Source organism: Chromobacterium sp. W521, assembly GCF_052805975.1.
On sequence record NZ_JBRBAF010000005.1, the window covers coordinates 33,691 to 57,415 of the forward strand.

18 protein-coding genes are annotated in these 23,725 nt (G+C 62.8%); 12 read left to right on the top strand and 6 right to left on the bottom strand.

Annotated features, from left to right (window positions below):
* Window positions 1-567 (bottom strand): GbsR/MarR family transcriptional regulator, encoded by a 567-nt coding sequence (locus ACUXV1_RS08650; RefSeq protein ID WP_114153030.1) that lies wholly within the window; start codon window positions 565-567, stop codon window positions 1-3.
* A 312-nt stretch (window positions 568-879) separates the two neighbouring features.
* On the opposite strand from ACUXV1_RS08650, the gene mutS reads away from it, so the two are divergent.
* On the top strand, window positions 880-3,426 hold the full coding sequence (gene mutS, locus ACUXV1_RS08655) for a DNA mismatch repair protein MutS (protein ID WP_107731544.1): 2,547 nt from the start codon (window positions 880-882) through the stop codon (window positions 3,424-3,426).
* Window positions 3,427-3,492: 66 nt separating this feature from the next.
* Window positions 3,493-3,918 (top strand): hypothetical protein, encoded by a 426-nt coding sequence (locus tag ACUXV1_RS08660; RefSeq protein WP_043642250.1) that lies wholly within the window; start codon window positions 3,493-3,495, stop codon window positions 3,916-3,918.
* Window positions 3,919-3,990: 72 nt separating this feature from the next.
* Here the strand turns inward: ACUXV1_RS08660 and aceK are convergent, their stop codons facing one another.
* Together aceK and ACUXV1_RS08670 are read right to left on the bottom strand one after the other, a co-directional pair.
* Complete coding sequence (aceK, locus tag ACUXV1_RS08665) at window positions 3,991-5,781, bottom strand: bifunctional isocitrate dehydrogenase kinase/phosphatase (protein ID WP_446015148.1); 1,791 nt, start codon at window positions 5,779-5,781, stop codon at window positions 3,991-3,993.
* Between the two features lie 39 nt (window positions 5,782-5,820).
* A complete protein-coding gene (locus ACUXV1_RS08670) occupies window positions 5,821-6,465 on the bottom strand; it encodes a pseudouridine synthase (protein WP_446015150.1) in 645 nt (214 codons plus the stop codon).
* Window positions 6,466-6,795: 330 nt separating this feature from the next.
* Here ACUXV1_RS08670 and ACUXV1_RS08675 point away from each other — a divergent pair, with 330 nt between their 5' ends.
* A complete protein-coding gene (locus ACUXV1_RS08675) occupies window positions 6,796-9,033 on the top strand; it encodes an NADP-dependent isocitrate dehydrogenase (protein WP_081554835.1) in 2,238 nt (745 codons plus the stop codon).
* A gap of 182 nt (window positions 9,034-9,215) precedes the next feature.
* The gene (gene icd / locus ACUXV1_RS08680; protein WP_446015152.1) at window positions 9,216-10,460 is read left to right on the top strand and encodes an NADP-dependent isocitrate dehydrogenase; all 1,245 of its coding nucleotides are present in this window, start codon (window positions 9,216-9,218) and stop codon (window positions 10,458-10,460) included.
* A gap of 65 nt (window positions 10,461-10,525) precedes the next feature.
* Here the strand turns inward: icd and ACUXV1_RS08685 are convergent, their stop codons facing one another.
* Both ACUXV1_RS08685 and ACUXV1_RS08690 read right to left on the bottom strand, forming a co-directional pair.
* A complete protein-coding gene (locus tag ACUXV1_RS08685) occupies window positions 10,526-11,023 on the bottom strand; it encodes a dihydrofolate reductase (protein WP_446015154.1) in 498 nt (165 codons plus the stop codon).
* A complete protein-coding gene (locus ACUXV1_RS08690) occupies window positions 11,020-11,814 on the bottom strand; it encodes a thymidylate synthase (RefSeq protein WP_043642239.1) in 795 nt (264 codons plus the stop codon). The genes ACUXV1_RS08685 and ACUXV1_RS08690 overlap by 4 nt, the downstream gene beginning before the upstream one ends.
* A gap of 127 nt (window positions 11,815-11,941) precedes the next feature.
* Here ACUXV1_RS08690 and flhB point away from each other — a divergent pair, with 127 nt between their 5' ends.
* Genes flhB through ACUXV1_RS08720 form a run of 6 tightly spaced genes read left to right on the top strand, consistent with a single transcriptional unit; the run spans window position 11,942 to window position 19,140 of the window.
* Window positions 11,942-13,099 (top strand): flagellar biosynthesis protein FlhB, encoded by a 1,158-nt coding sequence (flhB, locus tag ACUXV1_RS08695; protein ID WP_043590786.1) that lies wholly within the window; start codon window positions 11,942-11,944, stop codon window positions 13,097-13,099.
* A 48-nt stretch (window positions 13,100-13,147) separates the two neighbouring features.
* On the top strand, window positions 13,148-15,229 hold the full coding sequence (gene flhA / locus ACUXV1_RS08700; RefSeq protein ID WP_446015155.1) for a flagellar biosynthesis protein FlhA: 2,082 nt from the start codon (window positions 13,148-13,150) through the stop codon (window positions 15,227-15,229).
* A gap of 6 nt (window positions 15,230-15,235) precedes the next feature.
* A complete protein-coding gene (flhF, locus tag ACUXV1_RS08705; RefSeq protein ID WP_446015156.1) occupies window positions 15,236-16,726 on the top strand; it encodes a flagellar biosynthesis protein FlhF in 1,491 nt (496 codons plus the stop codon).
* Between the two features lie 5 nt (window positions 16,727-16,731).
* Window positions 16,732-17,601, top strand: a complete 870-nt coding sequence (locus tag ACUXV1_RS08710; RefSeq protein ID WP_043642233.1) for a MinD/ParA family ATP-binding protein — start codon at window positions 16,732-16,734, stop codon at window positions 17,599-17,601.
* Window positions 17,598-18,344 carry an RNA polymerase sigma factor FliA gene (locus ACUXV1_RS08715; RefSeq protein ID WP_081554832.1) on the top strand — a complete coding sequence of 249 codons (747 nt, stop codon included), beginning with the start codon at window positions 17,598-17,600 and terminating at the stop codon, window positions 18,342-18,344. The genes ACUXV1_RS08710 and ACUXV1_RS08715 overlap by 4 nt, the downstream gene beginning before the upstream one ends.
* A gap of 46 nt (window positions 18,345-18,390) precedes the next feature.
* Window positions 18,391-19,140, top strand: coding sequence for a flagellar motor protein (locus ACUXV1_RS08720; protein WP_043642231.1), 750 nt, complete (start codon window positions 18,391-18,393; stop codon window positions 19,138-19,140).
* A gap of 207 nt (window positions 19,141-19,347) precedes the next feature.
* Here the strand turns inward: ACUXV1_RS08720 and ACUXV1_RS08725 are convergent, their stop codons facing one another.
* The gene (locus tag ACUXV1_RS08725) at window positions 19,348-20,232 is read right to left on the bottom strand and encodes a LysR family transcriptional regulator (RefSeq protein ID WP_043642229.1); all 885 of its coding nucleotides are present in this window, start codon (window positions 20,230-20,232) and stop codon (window positions 19,348-19,350) included.
* Window positions 20,233-20,335: 103 nt separating this feature from the next.
* On the opposite strand from ACUXV1_RS08725, the gene ACUXV1_RS08730 reads away from it, so the two are divergent.
* A complete protein-coding gene (locus ACUXV1_RS08730) occupies window positions 20,336-20,722 on the top strand; it encodes a DoxX family protein (protein ID WP_019103721.1) in 387 nt (128 codons plus the stop codon).
* A 469-nt stretch (window positions 20,723-21,191) separates the two neighbouring features.
* On the top strand, window positions 21,192-23,711 hold the full coding sequence (gene ptsP, locus ACUXV1_RS08735; protein WP_446015157.1) for a phosphoenolpyruvate--protein phosphotransferase: 2,520 nt from the start codon (window positions 21,192-21,194) through the stop codon (window positions 23,709-23,711).
* The last annotated feature ends 14 nt before the right edge of the window (window positions 23,712-23,725 follow it).

A 23,725-nucleotide genomic window follows, 5' to 3' on the forward strand; every position in this document is an offset into this window, starting at 1 on the left:
CTACTCCCTGTCGCCGTCGCGACTGGTCAGTTTCGAAAGCGAGTGGGTGAACTGCAGGATTTTCTGCACCTGCGAACCCAGTTTCATCAGGCGCTGCAAGGTCTCCACGTCCATGTGCTGGATATCGGAGAACCAGGTGGTCACCAGTTCGATCAACTGGTGCATCTCCTTCATCCGCGCTTGGGCATGGCGTTCAGCGTCGCTGGCCGGCATCTCCATGATCGCGCCGCGCAACATGGTCAGCGTAGGCTCCACCTCGCGCTTTTTGCGCTCCTCGGCCAGGGTTTTGAAAATGGCCCAGACATCGTCGGGCGTGGAGAAATATTCGCGGCGATCTCCGGGGAAATGCTGCAGCCTGACCAGCCGCCAGGACTCCAGCTCCTTGAGACCCATGCTGACGTTGGAGCGTGAAAAGCTCAGGCTCTCTGCGATTTCATCCGCGTTCAGCGGCTTCTCCGATACATAGAGCAGCGCGTAGATCTGCCCGACGGTGCGATTGATGCCCCAGCGGCTGCCCATTTCACCGAAATGCAGCACGAAAGACTGGACGAGTGGCGATAAATTCATGACGTTCTCAATTTTCAGGAATTTCTGAAACTTTGATATAAATCATAAATTCGCAACGAAACCAAGTCAATCACAACCATCATTGAGCCGCACGCTTGACAGAACCTCAAACCATGCATATCGCATCTTTGCAGTCTGTGCCTGCACGGCTGACGCCGCAGTCGGGCTGCGCTAAAATAGCGCCGACTCTCCAAAAGCCCCGCCGCGCGCGGGGTCGAAACATTAATCAGGGATGCTCTGGCGCCCGCGCGCCCTTGATCCGCGGGCAAAGGCCACGGCATCCTGTTGTCCATTCATAAGAGCCCACAGCCAATGAGCACGCCACAGCACACCCCGATGATGCAGCAATACCTAGCCATCAAACGCGAACACGCCGACAAGCTGGTTTTCTACCGCATGGGGGACTTCTACGAACTGTTCTATGAGGACGCGGAGAAGGCTGCGCGCTTGCTCGACATCACCCTGACCACCCGCGGCGCCAGCGGCGGCAACCCGATCAAGATGGCCGGCGTGCCCTATCACGCCGCCGAAGGCTATCTGGCGCGCCTGGTCAAAATGGGCGAGTCCGTCGCCATCGCCGAGCAAATTGGCGACCCGGCCTTGTCCAAAGGGCCGGTGGAACGCAAGGTGGTGCGCATCGTCACCCCCGGCACCCTGACCGACGCCGCTTTGCTGGACGACAAGCGCGACAACCTGGTGATGGCGGTGAACATGGTCAAGGGCGTGCTGGGCCTGGCCTGGCTATCGCTCGCCAGCGGCGAGTTCAAAGTATTGCAGACCCGGGTGGACGAGCTCCACAGCGAGCTGGAGCGCTTGAAACCCGCCGAACTGGTGATCCCGGACGACACCGGCCTCAATGTGTTCGAAACCGTGGCCACGCCCAAGAAAAAGCTGCCGCCGTGGCAGTTCGACATCGAGTCGGCGCAGATGACGCTGACCCGGCACTTCGGCACCCGCGACTTGGCCGGCTTCGGCGCCGACACCCTGCCAGTGGCGGTGGGCGCCGCCGGCGCGCTGCTGGAATACGTCAAGACCACTCAGAGCGTCAACCCGGCTCATATCGCCAATCTGGCGGTGGAGGACGCCGGCGAGTTGATCCGCATGGACGGCGCCACCCGCCGCAACCTGGAACTGACCGAAACCATACGCGGCGAGCCGTCTCCGACGCTGGCCTCGCTGCTGGACGGCTGCGCCACCAGCATGGGTAGCCGTCTGCTGCGCCATTGGCTGCATCACCCCATCCGCAGTCACGGCAAGCTGTCGCGCCGGCTGGAAGCGGTGCGCGCCTTGCTGCCGGCCTACGACGACGCCCACGCCCAGCTGCGCGAAGTGGCTGACATCGAACGCATCACCGCCCGCATCGCCCTGCGCAGCGCCCGCCCGCGCGACCTGGCCGCGCTGCGCGATTCGCTGAAGGCGTTGACCGGCGTCAAACGGCTGGCCGCCAATCTCGACGCAGAACTGCTGGGCGAACTGGCGCGCCTGCTGCCGGACGATTCCCCAGTGGAAACCATGCTCAGCCAGGCCATCCTGCCCGAGCCCTCCACCTTCCTTCGCGACGGCGGCGTGATCAATCACGGCCTCAACGCCACGCTGGACGAATTGCGCGCGATCCAGACCGACTGCGGCGCCTTTCTGCTGGCGCTGGAAGCCCGCGAAAAAGAACGCACCGGCATCCCCACCCTGAAAGTCGAGTTCAACCGCGTGCACGGCTTCTACATCGAAGTCACCAAGGCCCAAGGCGACAAGGTGCCGGACGACTACCGCCGCCGCCAGACGCTGAAGAACGCCGAGCGCTACATCACGCCTGAACTGAAGGAGTTCGAAGACAAGGCGCTGTCCGCGCAAGACCGCGCGCTGGCGCTGGAAAAGCAACTGTACGAAGACCTGCTGGATCAACTGGCGCCGCACATACCCGACCTGAAGCTGATAGCTCAAGCGGTGGCCGGACTAGACGTGCTGTCCGCCTTCGCCGAGCGCGCCAGCGTCAACAACTACGTGGAGCCGGAGTTCGTGGCCGAGCCTCGGCTGGAAATCATCGAAGGCCGCCACCCTGTGGTGGAGGCGGAAGTGGAACGCTTCATCGCCAACGACACCCGGCTGTCCGACACCCGCAAACTGCTGCTGATCACTGGCCCGAACATGGGCGGTAAATCCACCTATATGCGCCAGAACGCGCTGATTACGCTGATGGCGCACGTCGGCAGCTTCGTACCGGCCCAACGCGCGGTGATTGGACCGATAGACCGTATCTTCACCCGCATCGGCGCTTCCGACGACCTGGCCGGCGGCCGCTCCACCTTCATGGTGGAGATGACCGAAACCGCCAACATCCTCAACAACGCCTCCGAACACTCGTTGGTGCTGATGGATGAAGTGGGCCGCGGCACCTCCACTTTCGACGGCCTGGCGCTGGCCTGGGCCATCGCCAAGGCGCTGATAGAGAAAAGCCGCGCCTATACGCTGTTCGCCACCCATTATTTCGAGCTGACCAGCCTGGAAAGCGAGTACCCCAGCGTCGCCAACGTCCACCTGTCCGCCGTGGAGCACAAGGACCGCATCGTGTTTCTGCACCATGTGGAGGAAGGCCCGGCCAGCCAGAGCTATGGCTTGGCGGTGGCTCAGCTGGCCGGCGTGCCCGGCAAAGTGATCCGCGAGGCGCGTCGCTATCTGACTGAATTGGAGAACCACTCCGCCAGCCGCGTGCAGCCAGACCTATTTATCAGTTTACCCGCGACGACAACTGTGGAACCTGAAGCGAATCCGGCAGTCGAACGCCTTCTGGAGGTCGATCTAGACGATCTCTCGCCACGGGAAGCCCAGGCCCTGCTCTACGAATTAAAGAAACTGGCCAAATGACCAGGCCAGACCCGGGGACGTTTCCTATATTACTAGAAGGTAACATCCGAGACAGGAGCAACAACAATGTCGCTTGAAAACACTGCCACCGCCCCGGGCCTGGTCACACTGTTCAGTCAGGTCACGGACGATGGAAGCATTGCCCTTTCCTCCATCCGCGAGCGGGCCAACCTCGAATTGTCCAGCTTCGCCGAACTGGCGAGCCAACAATTGAAACAACTGGACATCAGCATGCCGCCTGCGATCAGTCTGATCAGCACGCCGGCCTGCCAGTTGGACTTGGAAAACAACCACCCGCATGCCGAGGAAATCCGGGCCTGGTTGCAGGGCAATGACAACATCACCCGAAAATTCAAGGAAGTGGAAGTGCTGTACGAGATCGTGCGCGCCGCGGAAAGCATAGGCGAAACCTTCCCGGAAAGCTCAACTTTCCACATCGGTTTAACCAGCGCCGGGCCGATCGCCTACTTCGAGGACAGCCATCGCGCTTAACGTCGGCACAACCAAGTTGGCCGCGTTCAACACCCAAAACGGGGAAGCTTTCGCTTCCCCGTTTTTCTTGCCCTAATCCTCCCTTGGCCAGGCCGCCCGCTCCAGCCGGTAAAACCGCGGATAAGCATTGATGAAACGCATCTCCTCCGGATAAGGGTAAAAATCTTCGATGTGGCCGGCGCGGATGCGGCGCTGGCGCAGCTGCCAAAACTCGGGACTCAGCAAATCCCGGTGATGGCGCAGAAAAACCTGCCTGACCTCGGGGTCGCCCAATAGAAAAACGCCGAACTCCTCGGGAAACACATCATTGCGCGCCACAGGGTACCAAACCTCGCCGGACATCTCCATTTCCGGGTTAGGCGCCTCCGGAATCGGCCGGAAATGGCAGTCGCTCAGGTATTCGATCTCGTCGTAGTCGTAGAAAATTACCCGCCCGTAACGCGTCACGCCAAAGTTCTTGAACAACATGTCGCCGGGGAAAATATTCGCCGCCGCCAGCTCCTTGATCGCCAGGCCGTAATCGCGCACCGCCCGCGCCTTCTCCGCCGGTTCGCAATTCATCAGGTAGAGATTCAACGGCTTCAGCCGCCGCTCGATGTACAAGTGCTTGATCACCACCTGCTCAGCGCCCTCCTCCATCATCGACGGCGCTTGCTCGCGCAACTCCCGCAGCAACTCTTCGGTGAAGCGCGCCTTGGGAAACGCCACATTGGAAAATTCCAGCGTATCCGCCAGCCGTCCCACCCGGTCATGGCGCTTCACCAGCTGGTACTTTGCCTTCACCGTGGCCCGGTCCACTTCCTTTGGTCCGCCGAACACGTCCTTGATCAGCTTGAACACATAGGGATAGGACGGCAGAGTGAATACCAGCATCACCAGGCCGCGGATGCCGGGCGCGATGACGAAACTGTCGTTGGAATGTTTCAGGTGCTGGATGAAGTCGCGGTAGAAGGTGTTCTTGCCCTGTTTCTGCAGCCCCAGCATGGTGTAGAGCTCAGCCTTGGTCTTGCCCGGCAGCATCCCTCGCAGGAACTGCACATAAGCGGACGGCACCTCCATATCCACCAGGAAGTAAGCGCGGCTGAAGGAGAACAGCACGCCGATGCGCCAGGGCTCCAGCAGCAAGGTATCCAGGTACAGCCCGCCCAGTGCGTCGTGCAATACCGGGACTGCGAATGGGTAATGCGCGCCGCCGTTGATTACCTTGCCGAACACATAAGCGGTCTTATTGCGGTAGAACGGCGACGACAGCACCTGTATCTGACAATTGGCCTCCGGCTGCGGCCAGCCCCCCTCCAGAAAGGACTCCGCCTGGCGCAACAGCAGGGCGATGTCCCGCCGCAGCCAGGTGAACGGCCGCCGCCAGCCAAAGTCCTCGACGATGCGACGCAATGCCTGCCGCAGGCCCTCGCGCGCGGGGTAATAGCTGCGGTAGGACGGCGGGTCTGACTCGATGTACTCGGTGGAGATCGCCGGCCGGATGAAGATGAAATCGTTGTTGAAGTAATCACGGTGCAAGATGCGGGTGAACACGGAATTGAAGAAGGTTTCCGCGCACTCCGGTTGCTTGTGATTGGCCAACAGGCCGATGAAGTAAAGCTTGGCCTGCTGCCAGATCTCGTCGTCCAGCAGATCGGCGTGGAATTCGCCATGCAGCCTCGCCACCGTTTCCGCCACCCGTTCGTCGTAGAACTGGATACGGTCGCGAACCGCCTTTTGCACCCCTTGCCAGTCCCCGGACTCGAACAAATCCTTGGCGCCGCGATTACACTCGCGGAACAGGCGGTAATGCTTGTCGAAACCGTCCACCAGCGCCTGTGCGATATCGCGCGCCACCGGGTTGTAGTACTCGGGAATCTGCATGCGCTCGCCCTCTGGAATCGCCAACGGCCGCGCCCTCACTCAGGGCTTGCGCGGGCCTCCGCGCCGGGCCCCGCCGGCGCCGCGCGGCTGCGCGCCGGGCTTGGCGATGCGCTGAGCATGCGACACCCTCGGCAAATCCGCAAGATCCACCTCCAGCTCGCGCATCTCCCCCGGCTGCAGGCCGTCCAGCGTCCACGGTCCTATCGCCGCCCGCACCAGGCGCAACGTCGGCAGCCCCACTTTGGCGGTCATGCGCCGCACCTGGCGGTTCTTGCCCTCGCTGATGACGATCTCCAGCCAGCCGTCCGGCACCGTCTTGCGAAAACGCACCGGCGGCGTGCGTTCCCACAGCGCGGGCGCGTCGATGCGCCGCGCCTGTGCCGGCTGGGTGGTGAAATCGCCCAGGTCGACGCCGCGGCGCAGTTGCTCCAGTTGTTCGTCGCGGATCTGTCCCTCCACCTGCACCCAATAGGTCTTGGGCAGCTTCCAGCGCGGATTGGCGATGCGGTGTTGCAATTCGCCGTCGCCCGTCAAAAGCAGCAGGCCTTCGCTGTCGGTGTCCAGCCTGCCCGCCGGGTACACGCCCGGCAACGGCACGCAGGACTTGAGCGTCGGATGCTTGGGATGCTCTGAAAACTGGCAGATGACGCCGTAGGGCTTGTTGAGCAGGATGAGTCGGGGCATGGCATGAAGAGCGGCGAGAAAAGAATGAGGCGAATGATACAAGAGCCTGCCGCCGCGCGCCGCAAGTTTGCCGGCGAAGACGCTCCAGGCGCGGCCTATAATTCGCATTCGAACCCCTGCCGCGCAGTTATCAAGCATAAAAGTTCAAATGCGCAGCGAGCCAAGCGCGCGCGGAGAGGTATAATTCGCTTTTGAAAATTACCCGAGAGTCTCCGGACCGTGTTCAGGCCGCGTCGCCTGAACCGCCATCCGCCTTTCCAAGGTCTTTCCATGCGCCGGCAGCGCCCTGCGCAACCGTTCTGTCGTCACAAGATAAAAGGAGATAGAGTAATGCCTTCGGAACAGCCCAAAATCATCTACACCCTGACCGACGAAGCGCCGGCGCTGGCCACCAGCGCCTTCCTGCCGGTCGTGCAAGCCTTCGCCGGCTCCGCCGGCATTGAAGTCGCCACTGCCGACATTTCGCTGGCCGCGCGCGTCCTGGCCGAATTCCCCGACTATCTGGCCGACGAACAGAAAGTGCCGAACACGCTGGCCGAACTGGGCAAACTGACCCAGCACCCCGACACCAACATCATCAAGCTGCCCAATATCAGCGCCTCCGTGGCCCAATTGATCGCCTGCGTCAAAGAATTGCAGGCCAAGGGCTACCCGCTGCCGGACTATCCGGAAAACCCGGCCTCCGACGCCGACAAAGCCATTAAGGACCGCTACGCCAAATGCCTCGGTTCCGCGGTGAACCCCGTGCTGCGCGAAGGCAATTCCGATCGTCGCGCGCCGCTGGCGGTGAAAAACTACGCCAAGAAGCATCCGCACTCGATGGGCGAATGGAAGCAGTGGTCGCAAACCCACGTCTCCCATATGCACCACGGCGACTTCTACCACGGCGAGAAGTCGATGACGCTGGACAAGGCGCGCGACGTGAAGATGGAACTGACCACCAAAAGCGGCCAGACCATCGTGCTCAAACCCAAAGTCGCGCTGCAGGCCGGAGAGATCATCGACTCCATGTTCATGAGCAAGAAGGCGCTGTGCGACTTCTACGAGCGCGAAATGGAAGACTGCCGCGAATCCGGCATCCTGTTCTCCCTGCACGTCAAAGCCACCATGATGAAGGTGTCCCACCCCATCGTGTTCGGCCACTGCGTCAAGATCTACTACAAGGAAGCCTTCGAAAAACACGGCAAGCTGTTCGAAGAGCTGGGCGTCAACGTCAACAACGGCATGGCCACCCTGTACGAGAAAATCGAAACCCTGCCGGCTTCCAAGCGTGAAGAAATCATCCGCGACCTGCACGCCTGCCAGGAGCACCGCCCGCGCCTGGCCATGGTGGATTCGGCCAAGGGCATCACCAACTTCCACTCGCCCAACGACGTGATCGTGGATGCCTCGATGCCGGCGATGATACGTGCTGGCGGCAAGATGTGGGGGGCCGACGGCAAACCTTACGACGCCAAGGCCGTCATGCCGGAGTCCACCTTCGCCCGCATTTATCAGGAGATGATCAACTTCTGCAAATGGCACGGCAATTTTGATCCCAAAACCATGGGCACCGTGCCCAACGTCGGCCTGATGGCTCAGAAGGCCGAAGAGTACGGCTCCCACGACAAGACTTTTGAAATCCAGGAAGATGGCGTCGCCAACATCGTCGACCTCGCCACCGGCGAAGTGCTGCTGTCGCAGAACGTCGAGCAAGGCGATATCTGGCGCATGTGCCAGGTGAAGGACGCGCCTATCCGCGACTGGGTCAAGCTGGCCGTCACCCGCGCCCGCAACTCCGGCATGCCGGCGGTGTTCTGGCTGGACCCGTACCGCCCGCACGAGAACGAACTGATCAAGAAGGTCCACGCCTACCTGAAGGATCACGACACCAGCGGCCTGGAAATCCACATCATGTCCCAGGTTCGCGCAATGCGTTACACCCTGGAGCGCGTGGCGCGCGGCCTGGACACCATCTCGGTGACCGGCAACATCCTGCGCGACTACCTGACCGACCTGTTCCCCATCATGGAACTGGGCACCTCGGCCAAAATGCTGTCCATCGTGCCCCTGATGGCAGGCGGCGGCATGTACGAGACCGGCGCAGGCGGTTCCGCGCCCAAGCACGTGCAACAGCTGCTGGAGGAAAACCATCTGCGTTGGGACAGCCTGGGCGAGTTCCTGGCGCTGGCGGTGTCCTTGGAAGAGCTGGGCATCAAGACAGGCAACGGCAAAGCCAAGATCTTGGCCAAGACGCTGGACCTCGCCACCGGCAAACTGCTGGACGAGAACAAGTCCCCGTCGCGCCGCACCGGCGAGCTGGACAACCGCGGCAGCCAGTTCTACCTGACCCTGTACTGGGCCCAGGCACTGGCGGAACAGTCCGAGGATAAAGAGCTGCAGGCCCGCTTCGCCCCGCTCGCCCAAAACCTGGCTAGCAACGAGCAGAAAATCCTGGACGAGTTGAAAGCCGTGCAGGGCAAAGCGGCCGACATCGGCGGCTATTACCATCCCGACGCGGCCAAGTGCGGCGCCGTGATGCGCCCAAGCGCCAGCTTCAATGCCGCGCTGGCCGCCGTGCTCGGCTAAACCCTTCCCAGTCCCCCCGGGAACTTCCCGTCCGACAAAACGCCAAGACCTATGTCTTGGCGTTTTTTTTGCGCCGTGTCAGCGACGCAGGCGGCAAGCTTTTCATGATTTTTCATAGATAATCAAAATACGAGCCTGCCCAGCGGCGTGCCGTTGCGCACCCCACCCTCAGGAGAGAAAGTATGAGCGTCACCCATATCAAGGTTCCGGCTAACGGCGAGAAGATCATCCCCGGCCAGCCGGCGCCCGACCATCCGATCATTCCTTTCATCGAAGGCGACGGCATAGGCGTGGACATCACCCCGGTAATGATCAAGGTGATAGACGCCGCGGTGACCAAAGCCTATGGCGGCAAGAAAAAGATTCATTGGATGGAAGTGTACGCCGGCGAAAAATCCACCCGGCTCTATGGCCCGGATGAATGGCTGCCGAAAGAAACCTTCGACGCATTGAAAACGTATTCGGTGTCCATCAAAGGACCGATGACCACCCCGGTGGGCGGCGGCATCCGTTCGCTCAACGTGGCGCTGCGCCAGGAGTTGGACCTGTACCAGTGCGTGCGTCCGGTGCGTTACTTCAAGGGCGTGCCCTCGCCGCTGAAACAGCCGGAACTGACCGATATGGTGATCTTCCGAGAGAATACCGAAGACATCTATGCCGGCATCGAATGGCAAGCGGGCAGCGACGCCGCCAAGAAAGTAATCGCCTTCCTTCAGGACGAAATGGGCGTGAAGAAGATTCGCTTTCCAGAATCCTCGGGCATCGGCATCAAGCCGGTGTCCAAAGACGGCACCGAACGCCTGGTGCGCGCAGCCATCCGCTACGCGATAGACAACGACCGCAAGAGCGTGACCATCGTGCACAAGGGCAACATCATGAAGTATACCGAGGGCGGCTTCCGCGACTGGGCCTACGCTCTGGCGAAGGACGAATTCGGCGCGACGCCTGTCGATGGCGGCCCGTGGTGTGCGTTCAAAAACCCGAAGACTGGCCGCGACATCATGATCAAGGACGCCATCGCCGACGCCTTCCTGCAGCAAATCCTGCTGCGCCCGGCGGAATACGACGTGGTGGCCACGCTGAACCTGAACGGCGACTACATCTCCGACGCGCTAGCCGCGCAGGTGGGCGGCATTGGCATCGCGCCCGGCGCCAACATTTCGGATCAATACGCGGTGTTTGAAGCCACCCACGGCACAGCGCCCAAATACGCGGGCCAGGACAAAGTCAATCCCGGTTCGCTGATCCTGTCCGCAGAAATGATGCTGCGCCACCTCGGTTGGAAGGAGGCCGCCGATCTGGTGATCAAGGCGATGGAAGCCGCCATCGCCGACAAGCAGGTGACTTACGACTTCGCCCGCCTGATGGACGGGGCCGTCGAAGTCAGTTGCTCCGCCTTTGGCGACGCGATGATCGCGCGAATGTAAAAAATCGCGGCGACACAAAAAGCCCGCGTTGCCGCGGGCTTTTTGAATTGGAGACCCTGCCGGCCTCAACGCCGCAGGTAATCGACGAAGGCGTAAGCCAGGCCATCGGCGCTGACGTGCGCCTCGCGGCGGTCCTCGCGCCAGAGTTCGGCGGACACCTCGGGGAAATGGGCGTCGCCCGGATACTCTCCGGCGATCTCGGTCAGCCGCAGGCAGTCCGCGCTGGAGATCGCCTGGCGGTACAGCTCGGCGCCGCCGATCAAACACACCTCTTCCACCGCGCCGGCCAAAGCCAGCGCCTGCTCCAGCGAATGCGCGGCCTCCGCGCCGTCGGCGCTCCAATCCGCTTGGCGCGTCACCACGATGTTGCGGCGGTCCGGCAAGGGCCGGCCGATCGAATCCCAGGTCTTGCGGCCCATGATCACCGGCTTGCCCAGCGTCACCGCCTTGAAATGCTTGAGATCCTCCGGCAAATGCCAAGGCAAGCGGTTGTCTATGCCTATCACCCGCTTGGCCGCCATCGCCGCCACCAGGGTCAAGCGCGGCCTTCCCGCCGCCGTCATACCGCCACCGCCGCTTTGATATGCGGATGCGGATCGTAGCCTTCCAGTTCGAAATCCTCGAACTTGAAGCCGAAGATATCCTTGACCTGCGGATTGAGTTTGAGCGTCGGCAAGGCGCGCGGCTCGCGGGACAGTTGCAGCTCGGCCTGCTCCAGATGGTTGCTGTACAGGTGCGCATCGCCCAGGGTATGCACAAACTCGCCCGCTTGCAGCCCGCACACTTGCGCCATCATCATGGTCAGCAAGGCGTAACTGGCGATATTGAAGGGCACCCCCAGGAAGATATCGGCGGAGCGCTGATAGAGCTGGCAGGACAGCTTGCCGTCGGCCACGTAGAACTGGAACAGGCTGTGGCAGGGGGGCAGCGCCATCTCATCCACCAGCGCCGGGTTCCAGGCCGACACGATCAAGCGGCGCGAATCCGGATTGTTCTTGATCATCGCCACCACATTGGCGATCTGGTCGATGTGACGGCCGTCCGGCGCAGGCCAGCTGCGCCACTGGTAGCCGTAGACCGGCCCCAAATCGCCGTTTTCGTCTGCCCACTCATCCCAGATCGACACGCCGTTTTCCTTCAGATAGCGGATATTGGTGTCGCCGGACAGGAACCACAGCAGTTCGTGGATGATGGAACGCAGATGGCATTTCTTGGTGGTGATCAGCGGAAAACCCTGTTGCAGGTCGAAGCGCATCTGGTGGCCGAATACCGAACGGGTGCCGGTGCCGGTGCGGTCGGACTTGTCGTGGCCATGTTCCAGCACATGGCGCATCAGGTCGAGATACTGTCGCATTGTGTTCATTCCATCGTTGACGCCGCCATTGTACCCGACTTGAAGCCGCCTCGGAAAAGCTGGCCCGGCCTCGCCGCTTCGGCTACCATTCTCTTTAAAATCAAGACAGAAGCATGAAACACCGGACATGGCTGAAGATTCCGACCTCGAACGCACCGAACCCGCCACCGCGAAACGGCTGGGCCTCGCCCGCGAAGACGGCAACATCCCCCGCTCGCGGGAACTGACCACCTTCGCCATCACCATGGCCGGCGTGGCGCTGCTGATGGCCCAGGGCGGCCATATCGCCGCCAATCTGGCGCAGACCATGCGCGCCCTGCTCACCTTCGACCAGACCACGGTGCGCAATGTGGAGCCGGCGCTGCTCCGCTTCAAGGAAACCATTTTCAGCGCGCTGTGGAGCCTGGCTCCGCTGCTGACCGGCCTTGCGCTGGTGGCGCTGTTCGTGCCCATGCTGGTGGGCGGCTGGAACCTCACTTTCAAAGCGATCGAACCCAAATTCAGCAAACTCAACCCGCTGCCCGGCATCAAGCGCATGTTCTCCGTCAACGCCGCCACCGAGGCCGTCAAGGCTATTCTCAAAAGCGTGCTGATCGGCGGCATCGCCACCTGGTTCATCTGGCGCGAACGCACTGAGATCATAGGCTTGATTTCCATGCCCCTGCCTACCGGCATCGCCAAGATGACCGATATGATCATCACCACCTTCTTCGTGGTGACTTCGGCGATGATTCTGCTGGTGGCCATCGACGTGCCGTTTCAGCTGTGGAGCTATCACAAGAAACTGCGCATGACCAAGGAAGAGGTCAAGCAGGAATACAAGGAAGCCGAAGGCTCGCCCGAGGTCAAAGGCCGCATCCGCCAAATGCAGCGCGAAGCCGCCCGCAAACGCATGATGCAGGAGATCCCCAGCGCCAACGTCATCGTCACCAACCCTACCCACTACGCGGTGGCGATCAAGTACGACGACGGCATGCGCGCGCCGCAAGTGGTGGCCAAGGGCTCGCTTAAGCTGGCGGAAAAAATCATAGACACCGGCAAAGAGCACCGCGTCATCGTCATGCGCTCGCCCAGCTTCGCCCGCGCGCTGTACTTCCACGCCGAGCTAGGCGACGACATCCCCGCCAAGCTCTACGCCGCCGCCGCCCAAGTGCTGGCCTATGTGTTCCAGCTCAAGAGCTACCAGGACAACGGCGGCCTGGCCCCGGTGTTCCCGGACCAGTTGGACGTGCCCGCCGAACTTGACCCGCAAAGCAAACGCCAGCAAGATGCGACGCCACCATAATGATAAGGTCGACGAACCGATTCGACCGGCTTGAGCCATAAATCCAGCATGGACTCCATACTAGACATACTGAAGCGCTTCAAAGTCACCCAGTTGGCCGGCCCCGTGCTCATCATCCTGATTCTGGCGATGATGGTGCTGCCGCTGCCTCCGGTGCTGCTGGACATTTTCTTCACTTTCAACATCGCCGTCTCGGTGATTGTGTTGCTGGTGGGGATCAACGTGCGCAAACCGCTGGACTTTTCCGCCTTCCCCACCGTGCTGCTGGTCACCACCCTGCTGCGGCTGTCGCTGAACGTAGCCTCCAGCCGGGTGATCCTGCTGGAGGGGCACTCCGGTCCGGACGCCGCCGGCAAGGTGATCGAATCCTTCGCCCACTTCCTGATCGGCGACAACGTCGCCATCGGCATCGTAGTGTTCGTCATCATCACCATCATCAACTTCGTGGTGATCACCAAGGGCGCCGGCCGCATCGCCGAAGTGAGCGCCCGCTTCACGCTGGACGCGATGCCCGGCAAACAGATGGCGATCGACGCCGACCTCAACGCCGGCCTGATCGGCGAGGACGAAGCGCGCACGCGCCGCTCCACCATCGCGGAGGAAGCCAACTTCTTCGGCGCGATGGACGGTGCCTCCAAGTTCGTGCGCGGCGACGCCATGGCCGGCATCCTGATCATCGTCATCAATATCTTGGGCGGTCTGATCGTCGGCATGGTCCAGCATGATCTGGACGCCGGCGTCGCCGCCAAGACCTATACTCTGCTGACCATCGGCGACGGTCTGGTGGCGCAAATCCCCGCCCTCATCATCTCCACCGCCGCCGGCATCGTGGTGTCGCGCGTGGGCACCGACAAGGACATGTCCGAGCAATTCCTCGGCCAGATGTTCACCAAGCCGCAAGTGCTGTATATCACCGCCGCGGTGATAGGCATGGTCGGCCTGATTCCCAATATGCCCCACTTCTCCTTCCTGCTGATCGCCGGCAGCCTGGGCCTGCTGGGCCGGGTGATGGAGAAGCGCCAGAAAGCCGAGGCGCTGCAGGCCGAACAGCAGCAACAGGCCGCGCCGCCGCCGGAACACACCACGACGGAGGTGAGCTGGAACGATGTGCAGCACGTGGACCAGCTGGGCATGGAGGTGGGTTACCGGCTGATTCCGCTGGTGGACCGCAGCCAAGACGGGGAGCTGCTACGCCGCATCCGCGGCATCCGCAAAAAAATTGCGCAGGAGCTGGGCTTTCTGGTGCCGCCGGTCCATATCCGCGACAATCTGGAAATCAAGCCCAACGCCTACCGCATCCTGCTCAAGGGCGTGGAGCTGGGCACCGGCGAAGCCTTCATCGGCCAATACCTGGCCATCAATCCAGGCCGGGTCAACGGCGAACTCACCGGCACTCCCACCACCGATCCGGCCTTCGGCCTGCCGGCGATCTGGATAGACGCCGGCAAGCGCGAAGAGGCGCAGAGCCTGGGCTACACCGTGGTGGACGCCAGCACCGTGGTGGCCACCCACATCTCCAACTTGCTGCAGACCCACGCGGCGGAGCTGCTGGGCCGTGAGGAAGTGCAGGCCTTGATTGATCACCAGGCCAAGGAGTCGCCCAAGCTGATCGAAGACCTGGTGCCCAAGGTGGTGCCGGTGGGCACGCTGCAAAAAGTGCTGCAGCAGTTGTTGACCGAAGGCATCCACATCCGCGATTTCCGCACCATACTGGAAACGCTGGCCGATCACGTGACCACCACCCAGGACATCGACGAGCTGACCAACATCGTCCGCACCGCCTTGTCCCGCGTCATCGTCCAGCAATTATTCCCCGGCGAGCAAGAATTACCCTTGATGACCCTGGAACCGACATTGGAAAATGTGCTGATGCAGGCGGTCCAGTCCAAGACCGGAGGCGGCCTGGAACCCGGCCTGGCGGAAAATCTGCTGGCCAGCGCCGCCCAGGAAACCGAACAAGTGGAAATTCAAGGGTACAATCCGGTACTCTTGACCGCGCCGGGCCTGCGGCCCTTGCTCGCGCGCTTCTTGCGCCGCGCGCTGCCGCAGCTGCGTGTTATTTCTCATAATGAGATACCGGACAATAAATCAATTCGTATAATTGCTGTAATTGGGGGAAGCAAGGGCTAATCGAACATGGTGGTGAAAAAGTTTTTCGGCAAAACCACGCGTGACGCGCTCAGACAAGTTCGAGAAGAACTGGGCGCGGACGCCCTGATTTTGTCCAACCGCCCCACCATGGGCGGAGGGGTGGAAATCATGGCGGTGGCGGACGCCGACGTCGCCAACCTCGCCACCAACCTGGCCACCTCCTCCAGCAAGCACCCGCCGCGCAACGCGCCGCCGGTGGTCAACCGCGCGCCCTCGCCGCTGCCCACCCCGACGGGAGCGGCGGTCAACCGCGCCATTGCCCGCACTTACGCGATGCCGGTTGAGCCGCTGGACAGCCCGCCGCCGCCGCGCATCGAGGCGCAACAGCCGCGCCAGCGCATCGAACCGGCCTTTGCGCCGGAACCCCAGGCCGCGCCCCGGCCGGTCCAGCCCTCCTATACGCCACAGCAATACGCGCAAGCCGCGCCTCAAGCCGCCGCCGCGCCGCGCGCGCAAGCGCCGGCTCCAAGCGCCCCGCCGCCGCGCCCCGCTGTGCCTCCCGTCGCAACCAACGGCGAGGAGCCGGAGGTGATGGCTCAGGAACTCAAGCAGATCGGCGACGAGATCAAACTGCTGCGCAGCCTGCTGCAAAGCCAGTTGGCCAGCTTCGCCTGGTCCGATATGGAAGGCAAGGCGCCCAATCGCCTAGAATTGTTCAAGCACCTGCTGGCCATGGGTTTTTCCGCCCACCTGATCCGCCAACTGATCGAAAAGATGCCGGCTCAGTACGAGGCCGAGGTCGCGGTCAAATGGGCGCGCTCGGCGCTGATGCACAACCTGAAGTGCGCGGACTCCGACAAGGAAATCATGGACCGCGGCGGCATCTACGCGCTGGTCGGCCCCACCGGCGTGGGCAAAACCACCACCGTGGCCAAGCTGGCGGCGCGCGCCACCATGCGCTTCGGCGCCCAGCATGTGGCTTTGATCACCACCGACAGCTACCGGATCGGCGCTCAGGACCAATTGCGCATTTACGGCAAGATTCTCGGCATCCCGGTGTTCTCCATCCAGAACGAGGGCGATCTGCAGCTAACGCTGGCGGATCTTTCCAACCGCCACATCGTCTTCATCGACACCGTGGGCATGGGCCAGCGCGACGCCCGCGTACTGGCGCAGATTGAAATGTTCCGCACCGCCGGCCGGCCGATAGAGCGGCTGCTGCTGCTGGCCTCCAACGCCGACGGTCAGACGCTGGAAGACGTGGTGTGCCGCTATCGCGGCGACGGCCTCACCGGCTGCGTCTTGTCCAAAATAGACGAATCCGTGGCGATGGGCCCCAGCTTGGACGTAATCATCCGCAACCGGCTGCGTCTGTTCTACATCACCAACGGACAGCGCGTGCCGGAAGACCTGCACGCCGCCCACGCCGGCTTCCTAGTGGACCGCGCGATGCGCTCGCAGCAGCAGCATTCCCCCTTCACCCTTCAGGCCGACGAACTGCCCATCATGAACGCGGCCCAGGCCGGATGGCTGTAAGCGCGATGCAGGATCAAGCCGCCAGCCTCCGCCTGCTCAGCGCCCGGTCCGCGCGCGCGCCCAGCTTCGCCTTCATCGGTTCCGCCAGCGCCGGCGCCAGCACTCTGGCCACCGAACTGGCGCTGGGCCTGGCCTACGCCGGCCAGCGGCCGCTGCTGGTGGACTGCACGCTGGGCCAAGTGCAGGCGCGCCGGCTGGGCGTGCCCACCACCGCCACGCTGGAAAGCCAGGTGCTGACCCTGGGCGGGCTGGATGAGATGATGGTGAGCTCGCGCCAAGGCATTCAGTTGATCAATCTCTACGCGCGCCCGGAAGAGCGCGCGCTGTTCTCCGCCCAGTTATGGCTGCGCTTGGGCAGCGAGTTCGCCGCGCTGGAGCGCGACGCCTCGGTGTTATTGGTTGACGCCCCCAGCCCCGCTCACGACCCGGTGCCCGCCAGCGTGGCGGACAATTTGGTATTAGTACTCACGCCGGCGGCGGAGTCGCTGACAACGGCCTACGCTAATATCAAGAGGTTGTCCGGCAGCTACGGCCGCCAGCGCTTCAATGTGCTGATCAACCGCGCGCGCCATCTGGAGGAAGCTCGCGAACTGTTCACCCGGCTGTCCGCCGCCACCGGCGAATTCTTGTCGGTGTCGCTGCGCTGGGTAGGCTTTGTGCCGATGGACAACGCGGTGCGCCGCAGCCAGACGCTGCGCCGGCCGCTGATGGAGGCGTTTCCGGACAGCGAGGCCGCGATGGCCTTCTCTCAGCTAGCCGCGGTGCTGCCGCAGTGGGACACCCAGGAAACGCCGCGCAGCGGCACCGGATTCATGGATTTGTTGATTGCCGCCTCGCGCGACTGGGCCGAGGCGGATGGAGTCAAACCGCTATGACCTTGCCGTCCTTACGCCGAACCGGCTACGTCGCCGCCTCGCCCCCCGTCGAGATCGACGTGGAGGCTTACGCGCCGCTGGTCAAGAAGCTGGCCGGCATGATGATCGCCCGCCTGCCGGCCTCGGTCGACATCGACGACCTGATTCAGGTCGGCGTCATCGGCCTGATCGAGGCCGCGCGCCAGTTCGATCCGGCCCAGGGCGTCATGTTCGAAACCTTCGCCAGCCAACGCGTGCGCGGCGCGATGCTGGACGAACTGCGCCGCGAGGACTGGATGCCGCGCCAAGCCCGCCGCCACTCGCGCCAGATCGAGGACGCCGTCCGCCAGCTAGAACATCAGCTGGGCCGCTCGCCTCTGGAGTCGGAAATCGCGGCCCAGATGGGACTGGAGCTGGAGCAATACCAGGACATGCTTGGCGATTGCCGCGGCATGACCTTGCTGCATTTCGAGGATTTTTCCAACGACGACGGGGACGCGCTGCCGGACGCGGTGGCTAATGTCGCCGACGAGGACTCTCCGGACCCGTTCGCCGCGCTGGCCGACGGCGGCTTCCGCCAAGCGCTGATAGATGGCATCAAACTACTGCCGGAACGCGACCAGCTGGTGATGTCCTTGTACTATGAGCAGGAGTTGAACCTGAAGGAAATCGGCGCGGTATTGGGTGTCTCCGAATCGCGGGTCAGCCAACTGCACAGCCAGGCCATCGCCCGGCTGCGCGCGCGCATCAAGGACTGGCTCTGAACCTCCGCGCCCTGACGCGGCATAACATTAAAAACCGGAACTTCGCGTGGACAAAATAAGCATTGTAGCCATTCTGATGGGCCTGACCGCCATTATCGCGGGACAGGCGCTGGAAGGCGGCAACATCGGCTCCCTGATGCAGCTGACCGCCTTCATGATCGTCATCGGCGGCACGATCAGCGCGGTGATGCTGCAAAGCACGCCCAAACAATTCGCCGCCGGCGTGCGCATGCTCAAATGGATTTTCCAGCCGCCGGTGCTGGACCACGACAAAATGATCCGCGAGATCATCAACTGGAGCCAGACCGCGCGCAAGGGCGGCCTGCTGGCTTTGGAAGGCTACATCAACCTTCAGAAAGATCCCTTCATCAAGAAGGCGCTGCAAATGCTGGTGGACGGCGCGGAGCCGGACACCTTGCGTTCAGTGATGGACGTGGAGATCTCCATGTTCGAACACGCGCGCAAACAAGCGGCGCGGATCTGGGAATCCGCCGGCGGCTACGCGCCGACCATGGGCATTCTGGGCGCGGTACTAGGCCTGATCCACGTAATGGAAAACCTGTCGGACCCATCCAAACTGGGCGCCGGGATCGCCGTGGCCTTCGTCGCCACCGTCTACGGCGTCGGCTCCGCCAACTTGCTGTTCCTGCCCATCGCCAACAAGCTCAAGCACCTGATCGCCTCGGAAGTCGCCTTGAAAGAGCTGGTGGTGGAAGGCCTGGTCTCCATCGCCAACGGCGAAAACCCGCGCATTATTGAAAGCCGGCTCAAGGGCTTCCTGGCGATGCACGAATAAGCCGTCTCTTAGAACGTGTTTACGATCTCGCGAGCTAAGGCGAGACAAGGCGAAAATGGCTGAGAAAGCGGAATGTACGTGTGGTACATGAGCATTTCGAAGCCGTTTTCAACGCCGTATCGCCGACGTGCAGCAGATCGTAAACAGGTTCTTAGCTTGACAACGGCCGACGGCGTCCAGCGCATGCTGAGTGTCGTCGGCCGTTCGCTATTGAAAGAACTGCTGCAGATAATCGACAAAAGCCCGGACCTTGCCCGGCACGTGCCGCCGCGCCGGGTACACCGCCGACAGGTCCAGGCAATGCCAGTCGTAATCGCTGAGCAGCGGCACCAGCGTGCCCTCGGCCAAGCCCTGCTCCACCAGAAAGCGCGGCTGCAGAATCACCCCCATGCCGTGGATGGCGGCGTCCGTCAGGATGTCGCCGTTGTTGGCTCGCAGCATGCCCTTGACCTTGACCCGGCCGCTGCTGCCGTCCGGCGCGGTGAAATCCCATAAATTGGGCTGTGTCGTCAGCGCGTACAACAGGCATTGATGCTCGGCCAGATCCGCCGGCGTCGCCGGCGTGCCGCAGCGCTGCAGATAGCTGGGCGCGGCGACGACCAGGTCGCGTATCCGCGCCAGCCGGCGCGCCACCAGGGAGGAGTCGGACAGATTCGACACCCTCAACCCCAGGTCGAAGCCTTCCTCCACCAAGTCCACCCGCCTGTCGTTCAAATTGAGCTCCACTTCGATCTGCGGATACTGCTGATGAAAACCGGCCACCACGCGTCCCAGATAGCGCATGCCGAAGGAAACCGGCGCGGACACCCGCAAGCGGCCCACCGGACTGCTGGCGCCCTGCGATAAACGGGCGTCCAGATCGTCAAGCTCGGCCAACAGTCCGCCAGCCTGGCCCAGATAAGTCTCGCCCGCCTCGGTCAGCGACAAACGCCGCGTGGTGCGATGCATGAGCCGCACCCCCAAACGCCCTTCCAGACTGGACACCAGCTTGGTCACCATCGCTCGCGACAGCTCCAGCCGCTCCGCGGCGGCGGCAAAACTGCCCAACTCCGCCACGCAAACGAAGGCGCGGATTTCCGAAAAGCGGTCCATGATAATTTCCTATAAGTAAACAATATTTTTATTAATAGCGGATTTATTGAGTTTTCTCTACATGGTCAAATGCACTCCATCGCAAACTTGATTGGACCCCACCATGAACCGCTTCCAGAACCCCGCCCTCGGCACCTTGATCCTGCGTCTGTCGCTGGGTCTGATGTACTTGTCCCACGGCCTGCTCAAACTGCTGGTGTTCACCCCGGCCGGCACCGCCGGCTACTTCGCCAGCCTGGGCCTGCCCGGCTTTGTCGGCTACCTGGCCATCCTGGCCGAAGTCGGCGGCGGCCTGCTGCTGCTGTCCGGTTTCTTCGCCCGCTGGGTGGCATTGGCGCTGACCCCTCTGCTGCTCGGCACCATCGTGCTGGTGCACGGCGCCCACGGCTGGATGTTCGCCAACGAAGGCGGCGGCTGGGAATACCCGGCCTTCCTGATCGCCGGCTCGCTGGCCTTGTTCTTCCTCGGCGACAACAAGCGCCAGGCTTGAAACGTCGGCGCCTCCGGCGCGCGGCAAGGCGGCGGCCCCCAACGGGCCGCCGTTTTTCATTTCAGGCATAACAAAAATGCAACAGCCGCCCCGTTGCCGCGCTCGCGGCCAAGGCGGCTTCTTTTCCACGCAAAATCAATATCCGCCGCCACCGCTTCCCTCCCTCCACCGCCGACAAGGCGCGAACTAGTGCAAATACGTGAATTCCTACTTGCGCAATTTCTTGATTGCCATCAAGCTGCACCGTTATTTCGATGTAGTTAAACTACAATATTGGCATCATATCGCCAGTTGGACAGTAAGCGTCTGTACTGTTGCTGCGCCATGAATGTCACAGCGCCATCGAATCAAGACAGGCCTTTCCGTACGGTGTACCCTATCCGGCACGCCAATGCGGAACCGCTCATGAAGAAGCCGGCCGACGCTCGTAATAAAACAACTGATAAATTCCCGATCTGAGGAGTTACATATGAGCACACCCTTGCCAAGACTGAAGATCCTCGCCCCCCTCTCCGGGTGGCTGGTCGCCCTGGACACCGTCCCGGATCCGGTGTTCGCCGGCAAGATGGTGGGAGACGGCATCTCGCTGGACCCTACCTCCTGCAGTCTGCTCGCGCCGGTCTCCGGCGTTGTCAGCAACCTCCATTCCGCGCACCACGCGCTCACCATCACTTCGCCCGAAGGGGTTGAAGTCATGGTGCACATCGGCATCGACACCGTCATGCTCAAAGGCCAGGGTTTCCAGCCGCTGGTGGAACAAGGGCAGAGCGTCAACGCCGGTCAGGCGCTGATCGACTTCAATCTGGATTTGGTAGCGCGCAACGCGCAAAGCCTGCTGACCCAGATCATCATCACCAACGGCGACGAAACCGTCAGCGCCATGCACCGCGCGAGCGGCCTCGCCGAGGCCGGCAAGACAGCGGTGCTGGAACTGGAACTGGCCGGCGCGGCCGCCGCGGCGGCGCCAGCGGCAGGCGGAGCCAAACTGCTTTCGCCGGAAATCGAAATCACCAATCCCGCCGGCCTTCACGCTCGCCCGGCCGCCGTGTTCGCCAGCAAGGCGAAAAGCTTCCAGTCAGACATCCACTTGCTGTTGGACGAACAGTCCGCCAACGCCAAGTCCGTAGTTGGCGTGATGGGCCTGTCCACCCGCAAGGGCGACAAAGTGCGCATCGAAGCCTCCGGCGCGGACGCGGAACAGGCGCTGGCCGAACTCACCCAACTGCTGCTGGACCGCTGCGGCGAGGCCGAAGACGAAGCGCCGGCAGCGCCCGCGCCCATCGCCGCCGTGGCCCAACAACAGGAAAGCGCGGAGCTGCTGGTCGGCGTCGGCGCCTCGCCCGGCCTGGCCATCGGCCGCGTCTACCATCACCGGCTGCAGGAATTCGACGTGCCGGAGTTCGGCCAAGGCGCCAGCCTGGAGCAGCAACACTTCGCCCGCGCTACTGAAGAAGCGGCCCAGCAGATAGACGCGGTCAAAAACCAGCTGACCGACAAAGCCAAACAGGCCATCCTGTCCATGCACCAGGAACTGCTGCAAGATCCGGACCTGCTGGCGCAAACCTACGCCGGCCTGGCGGACGGCAAATCCGCCGCCTGGTCCTGGCGCGCCGCCTTCAGTTCCTACTCCGCGCGCCTGGAAGCGCAAGACAACGCGCTGCTGCGAGAGCGCGCCAACGACATCCGCGACGTGGGCCGCCGGGTGCTGGCCTTGCTGGCAGGCATCAAACAGGCCAGCCTGGACGTGCCGGCCGGCTCCATTCTGATCGCGGAAGACCTGGCGCCGTCCGACACCGCCGCGCTGGACCCCAAAAAAGTGCTGGGTTTCTGTACCCGCACCGGCGGCGCCACCAGCCACGTGGCCATCCTGGCCCGTTCGCTGGGCATCCCGGCGATCTGCGGCATCTCCCAAGCCGCGCTGGCCCTGCCCGACAGCGAACAAGTCATCATCGACGGCGGCCGCGGCACGCTGCGCATCTCGCCGAACGCCGAGCAACTGGCCACCGCCGAGGCGGAGATCGCGCAGATCGCGGAACGCCGAGCAGCCGAGGCGGCGATGTCGCAGCGGGAAGCCCGCACCAGCGACGGCGTCCGCATCGAAGTGGTGGCCAATATCCGCAACGCCGCCGACGCGCGCGAAGCGGTGGCCATGGGCGCCGAGGGCGTCGGCCTGCTGCGTTCGGAGTTCCTGTTCGACAACCGCGACACCCCGCCCAGCGAGCAGGAACAAGCTGATGAATACTGTGCGGTGGCCCGCGCGCTGGGCACGGAACGCCCATTGGTGGTGCGCACGCTGGACGTGGGCGGCGACAAGCCCTTGTCTTACCTGCCCCTGCCCAAGGAAGACAACCCCTTCCTGGGCTTGCGCGGCATCCGCGTCAGCCTGGAACGTCCGGACCTGCTGCGCACCCAGTTGCGCGCCATCTTGCAGGCCACGCCGCTGACCCGCTTGCACATCATGTTCCCGATGGTGGCCTCGCTGGACGAGCTGCGCGCCGCCAAGGCCGTGCTGGCCGAAGAGCAGGCCGCAAGCGGCAGACAAGACGTCAAAGTGGGCATTATGGTGGAAGTGCCTTCCGCCGCCGTCATGGCCGCGCGCTTCGCGCCGGAAGTGGACTTCTTCTCCATCGGCACCAACGACCTGACTCAGTACGTGCTGGCGATGGACCGCGGCCACCCGCAGCTGGCCAAGCAAGCCGACGCGCTGCACCCGGCGGTGCTGGCGATGATCGCGATGACCTGCGACGGCGCCCGCGCCCACGGCAAATGGGTGGGCATCTGCGGCGGCCTCGCCTCGGACGAACGCGCCGCGCCGCTGCTGGTGGGCATGGGCGTCACCGAGCTGTCGGTCAGCACCCCGGCGCTGGCCGCGGTCAAGGCCACGCTGTCGCGCTGGAGCGCGGCGGAGTGCCGGACCTTGGCGCAGCAGGCGCTGGCCCTGTCCACGGCGAGCGAAGTCCGCGAGCATCTGAACGCGCAAGCCCGATAAACGAAACTCTCCGG

Excerpts from the sequence above, each read along its gene's own strand:
- ACUXV1_RS08650 (WP_114153030.1), bottom strand. The coding sequence starts at position 567 with ATGAATTTATCGCCACTCGTCCAGTCTTTCGTGCTGCATTTCGGTGAA.
- mutS (WP_107731544.1), top strand. The coding sequence starts at position 880 with ATGAGCACGCCACAGCACACCCCGATGATGCAGCAATACCTAGCCATC.
- ACUXV1_RS08660 (WP_043642250.1), top strand. The coding sequence starts at position 3,493 with ATGTCGCTTGAAAACACTGCCACCGCCCCGGGCCTGGTCACACTGTTC.
- aceK (WP_446015148.1), bottom strand. The coding sequence starts at position 5,781 with ATGCAGATTCCCGAGTACTACAACCCGGTGGCGCGCGATATCGCACAG.
- ACUXV1_RS08670 (WP_446015150.1), bottom strand. The coding sequence starts at position 6,465 with ATGCCCCGACTCATCCTGCTCAACAAGCCCTACGGCGTCATCTGCCAG.
- ACUXV1_RS08675 (WP_081554835.1), top strand. The coding sequence starts at position 6,796 with ATGCCTTCGGAACAGCCCAAAATCATCTACACCCTGACCGACGAAGCG.
- icd (WP_446015152.1), top strand. The coding sequence starts at position 9,216 with ATGAGCGTCACCCATATCAAGGTTCCGGCTAACGGCGAGAAGATCATC.
- ACUXV1_RS08685 (WP_446015154.1), bottom strand. The coding sequence starts at position 11,023 with ATGACGGCGGCGGGAAGGCCGCGCTTGACCCTGGTGGCGGCGATGGCG.
- ACUXV1_RS08690 (WP_043642239.1), bottom strand. The coding sequence starts at position 11,814 with ATGCGACAGTATCTCGACCTGATGCGCCATGTGCTGGAACATGGCCAC.
- flhB (WP_043590786.1), top strand. The coding sequence starts at position 11,942 with ATGGCTGAAGATTCCGACCTCGAACGCACCGAACCCGCCACCGCGAAA.
- flhA (WP_446015155.1), top strand. The coding sequence starts at position 13,148 with ATGGACTCCATACTAGACATACTGAAGCGCTTCAAAGTCACCCAGTTG.
- flhF (WP_446015156.1), top strand. The coding sequence starts at position 15,236 with ATGGTGGTGAAAAAGTTTTTCGGCAAAACCACGCGTGACGCGCTCAGA.
- ACUXV1_RS08710 (WP_043642233.1), top strand. The coding sequence starts at position 16,732 with ATGCAGGATCAAGCCGCCAGCCTCCGCCTGCTCAGCGCCCGGTCCGCG.
- ACUXV1_RS08715 (WP_081554832.1), top strand. The coding sequence starts at position 17,598 with ATGACCTTGCCGTCCTTACGCCGAACCGGCTACGTCGCCGCCTCGCCC.
- ACUXV1_RS08725 (WP_043642229.1), bottom strand. The coding sequence starts at position 20,232 with ATGGACCGCTTTTCGGAAATCCGCGCCTTCGTTTGCGTGGCGGAGTTG.
- ACUXV1_RS08730 (WP_019103721.1), top strand. The coding sequence starts at position 20,336 with ATGAACCGCTTCCAGAACCCCGCCCTCGGCACCTTGATCCTGCGTCTG.
- ptsP (WP_446015157.1), top strand. The coding sequence starts at position 21,192 with ATGAGCACACCCTTGCCAAGACTGAAGATCCTCGCCCCCCTCTCCGGG.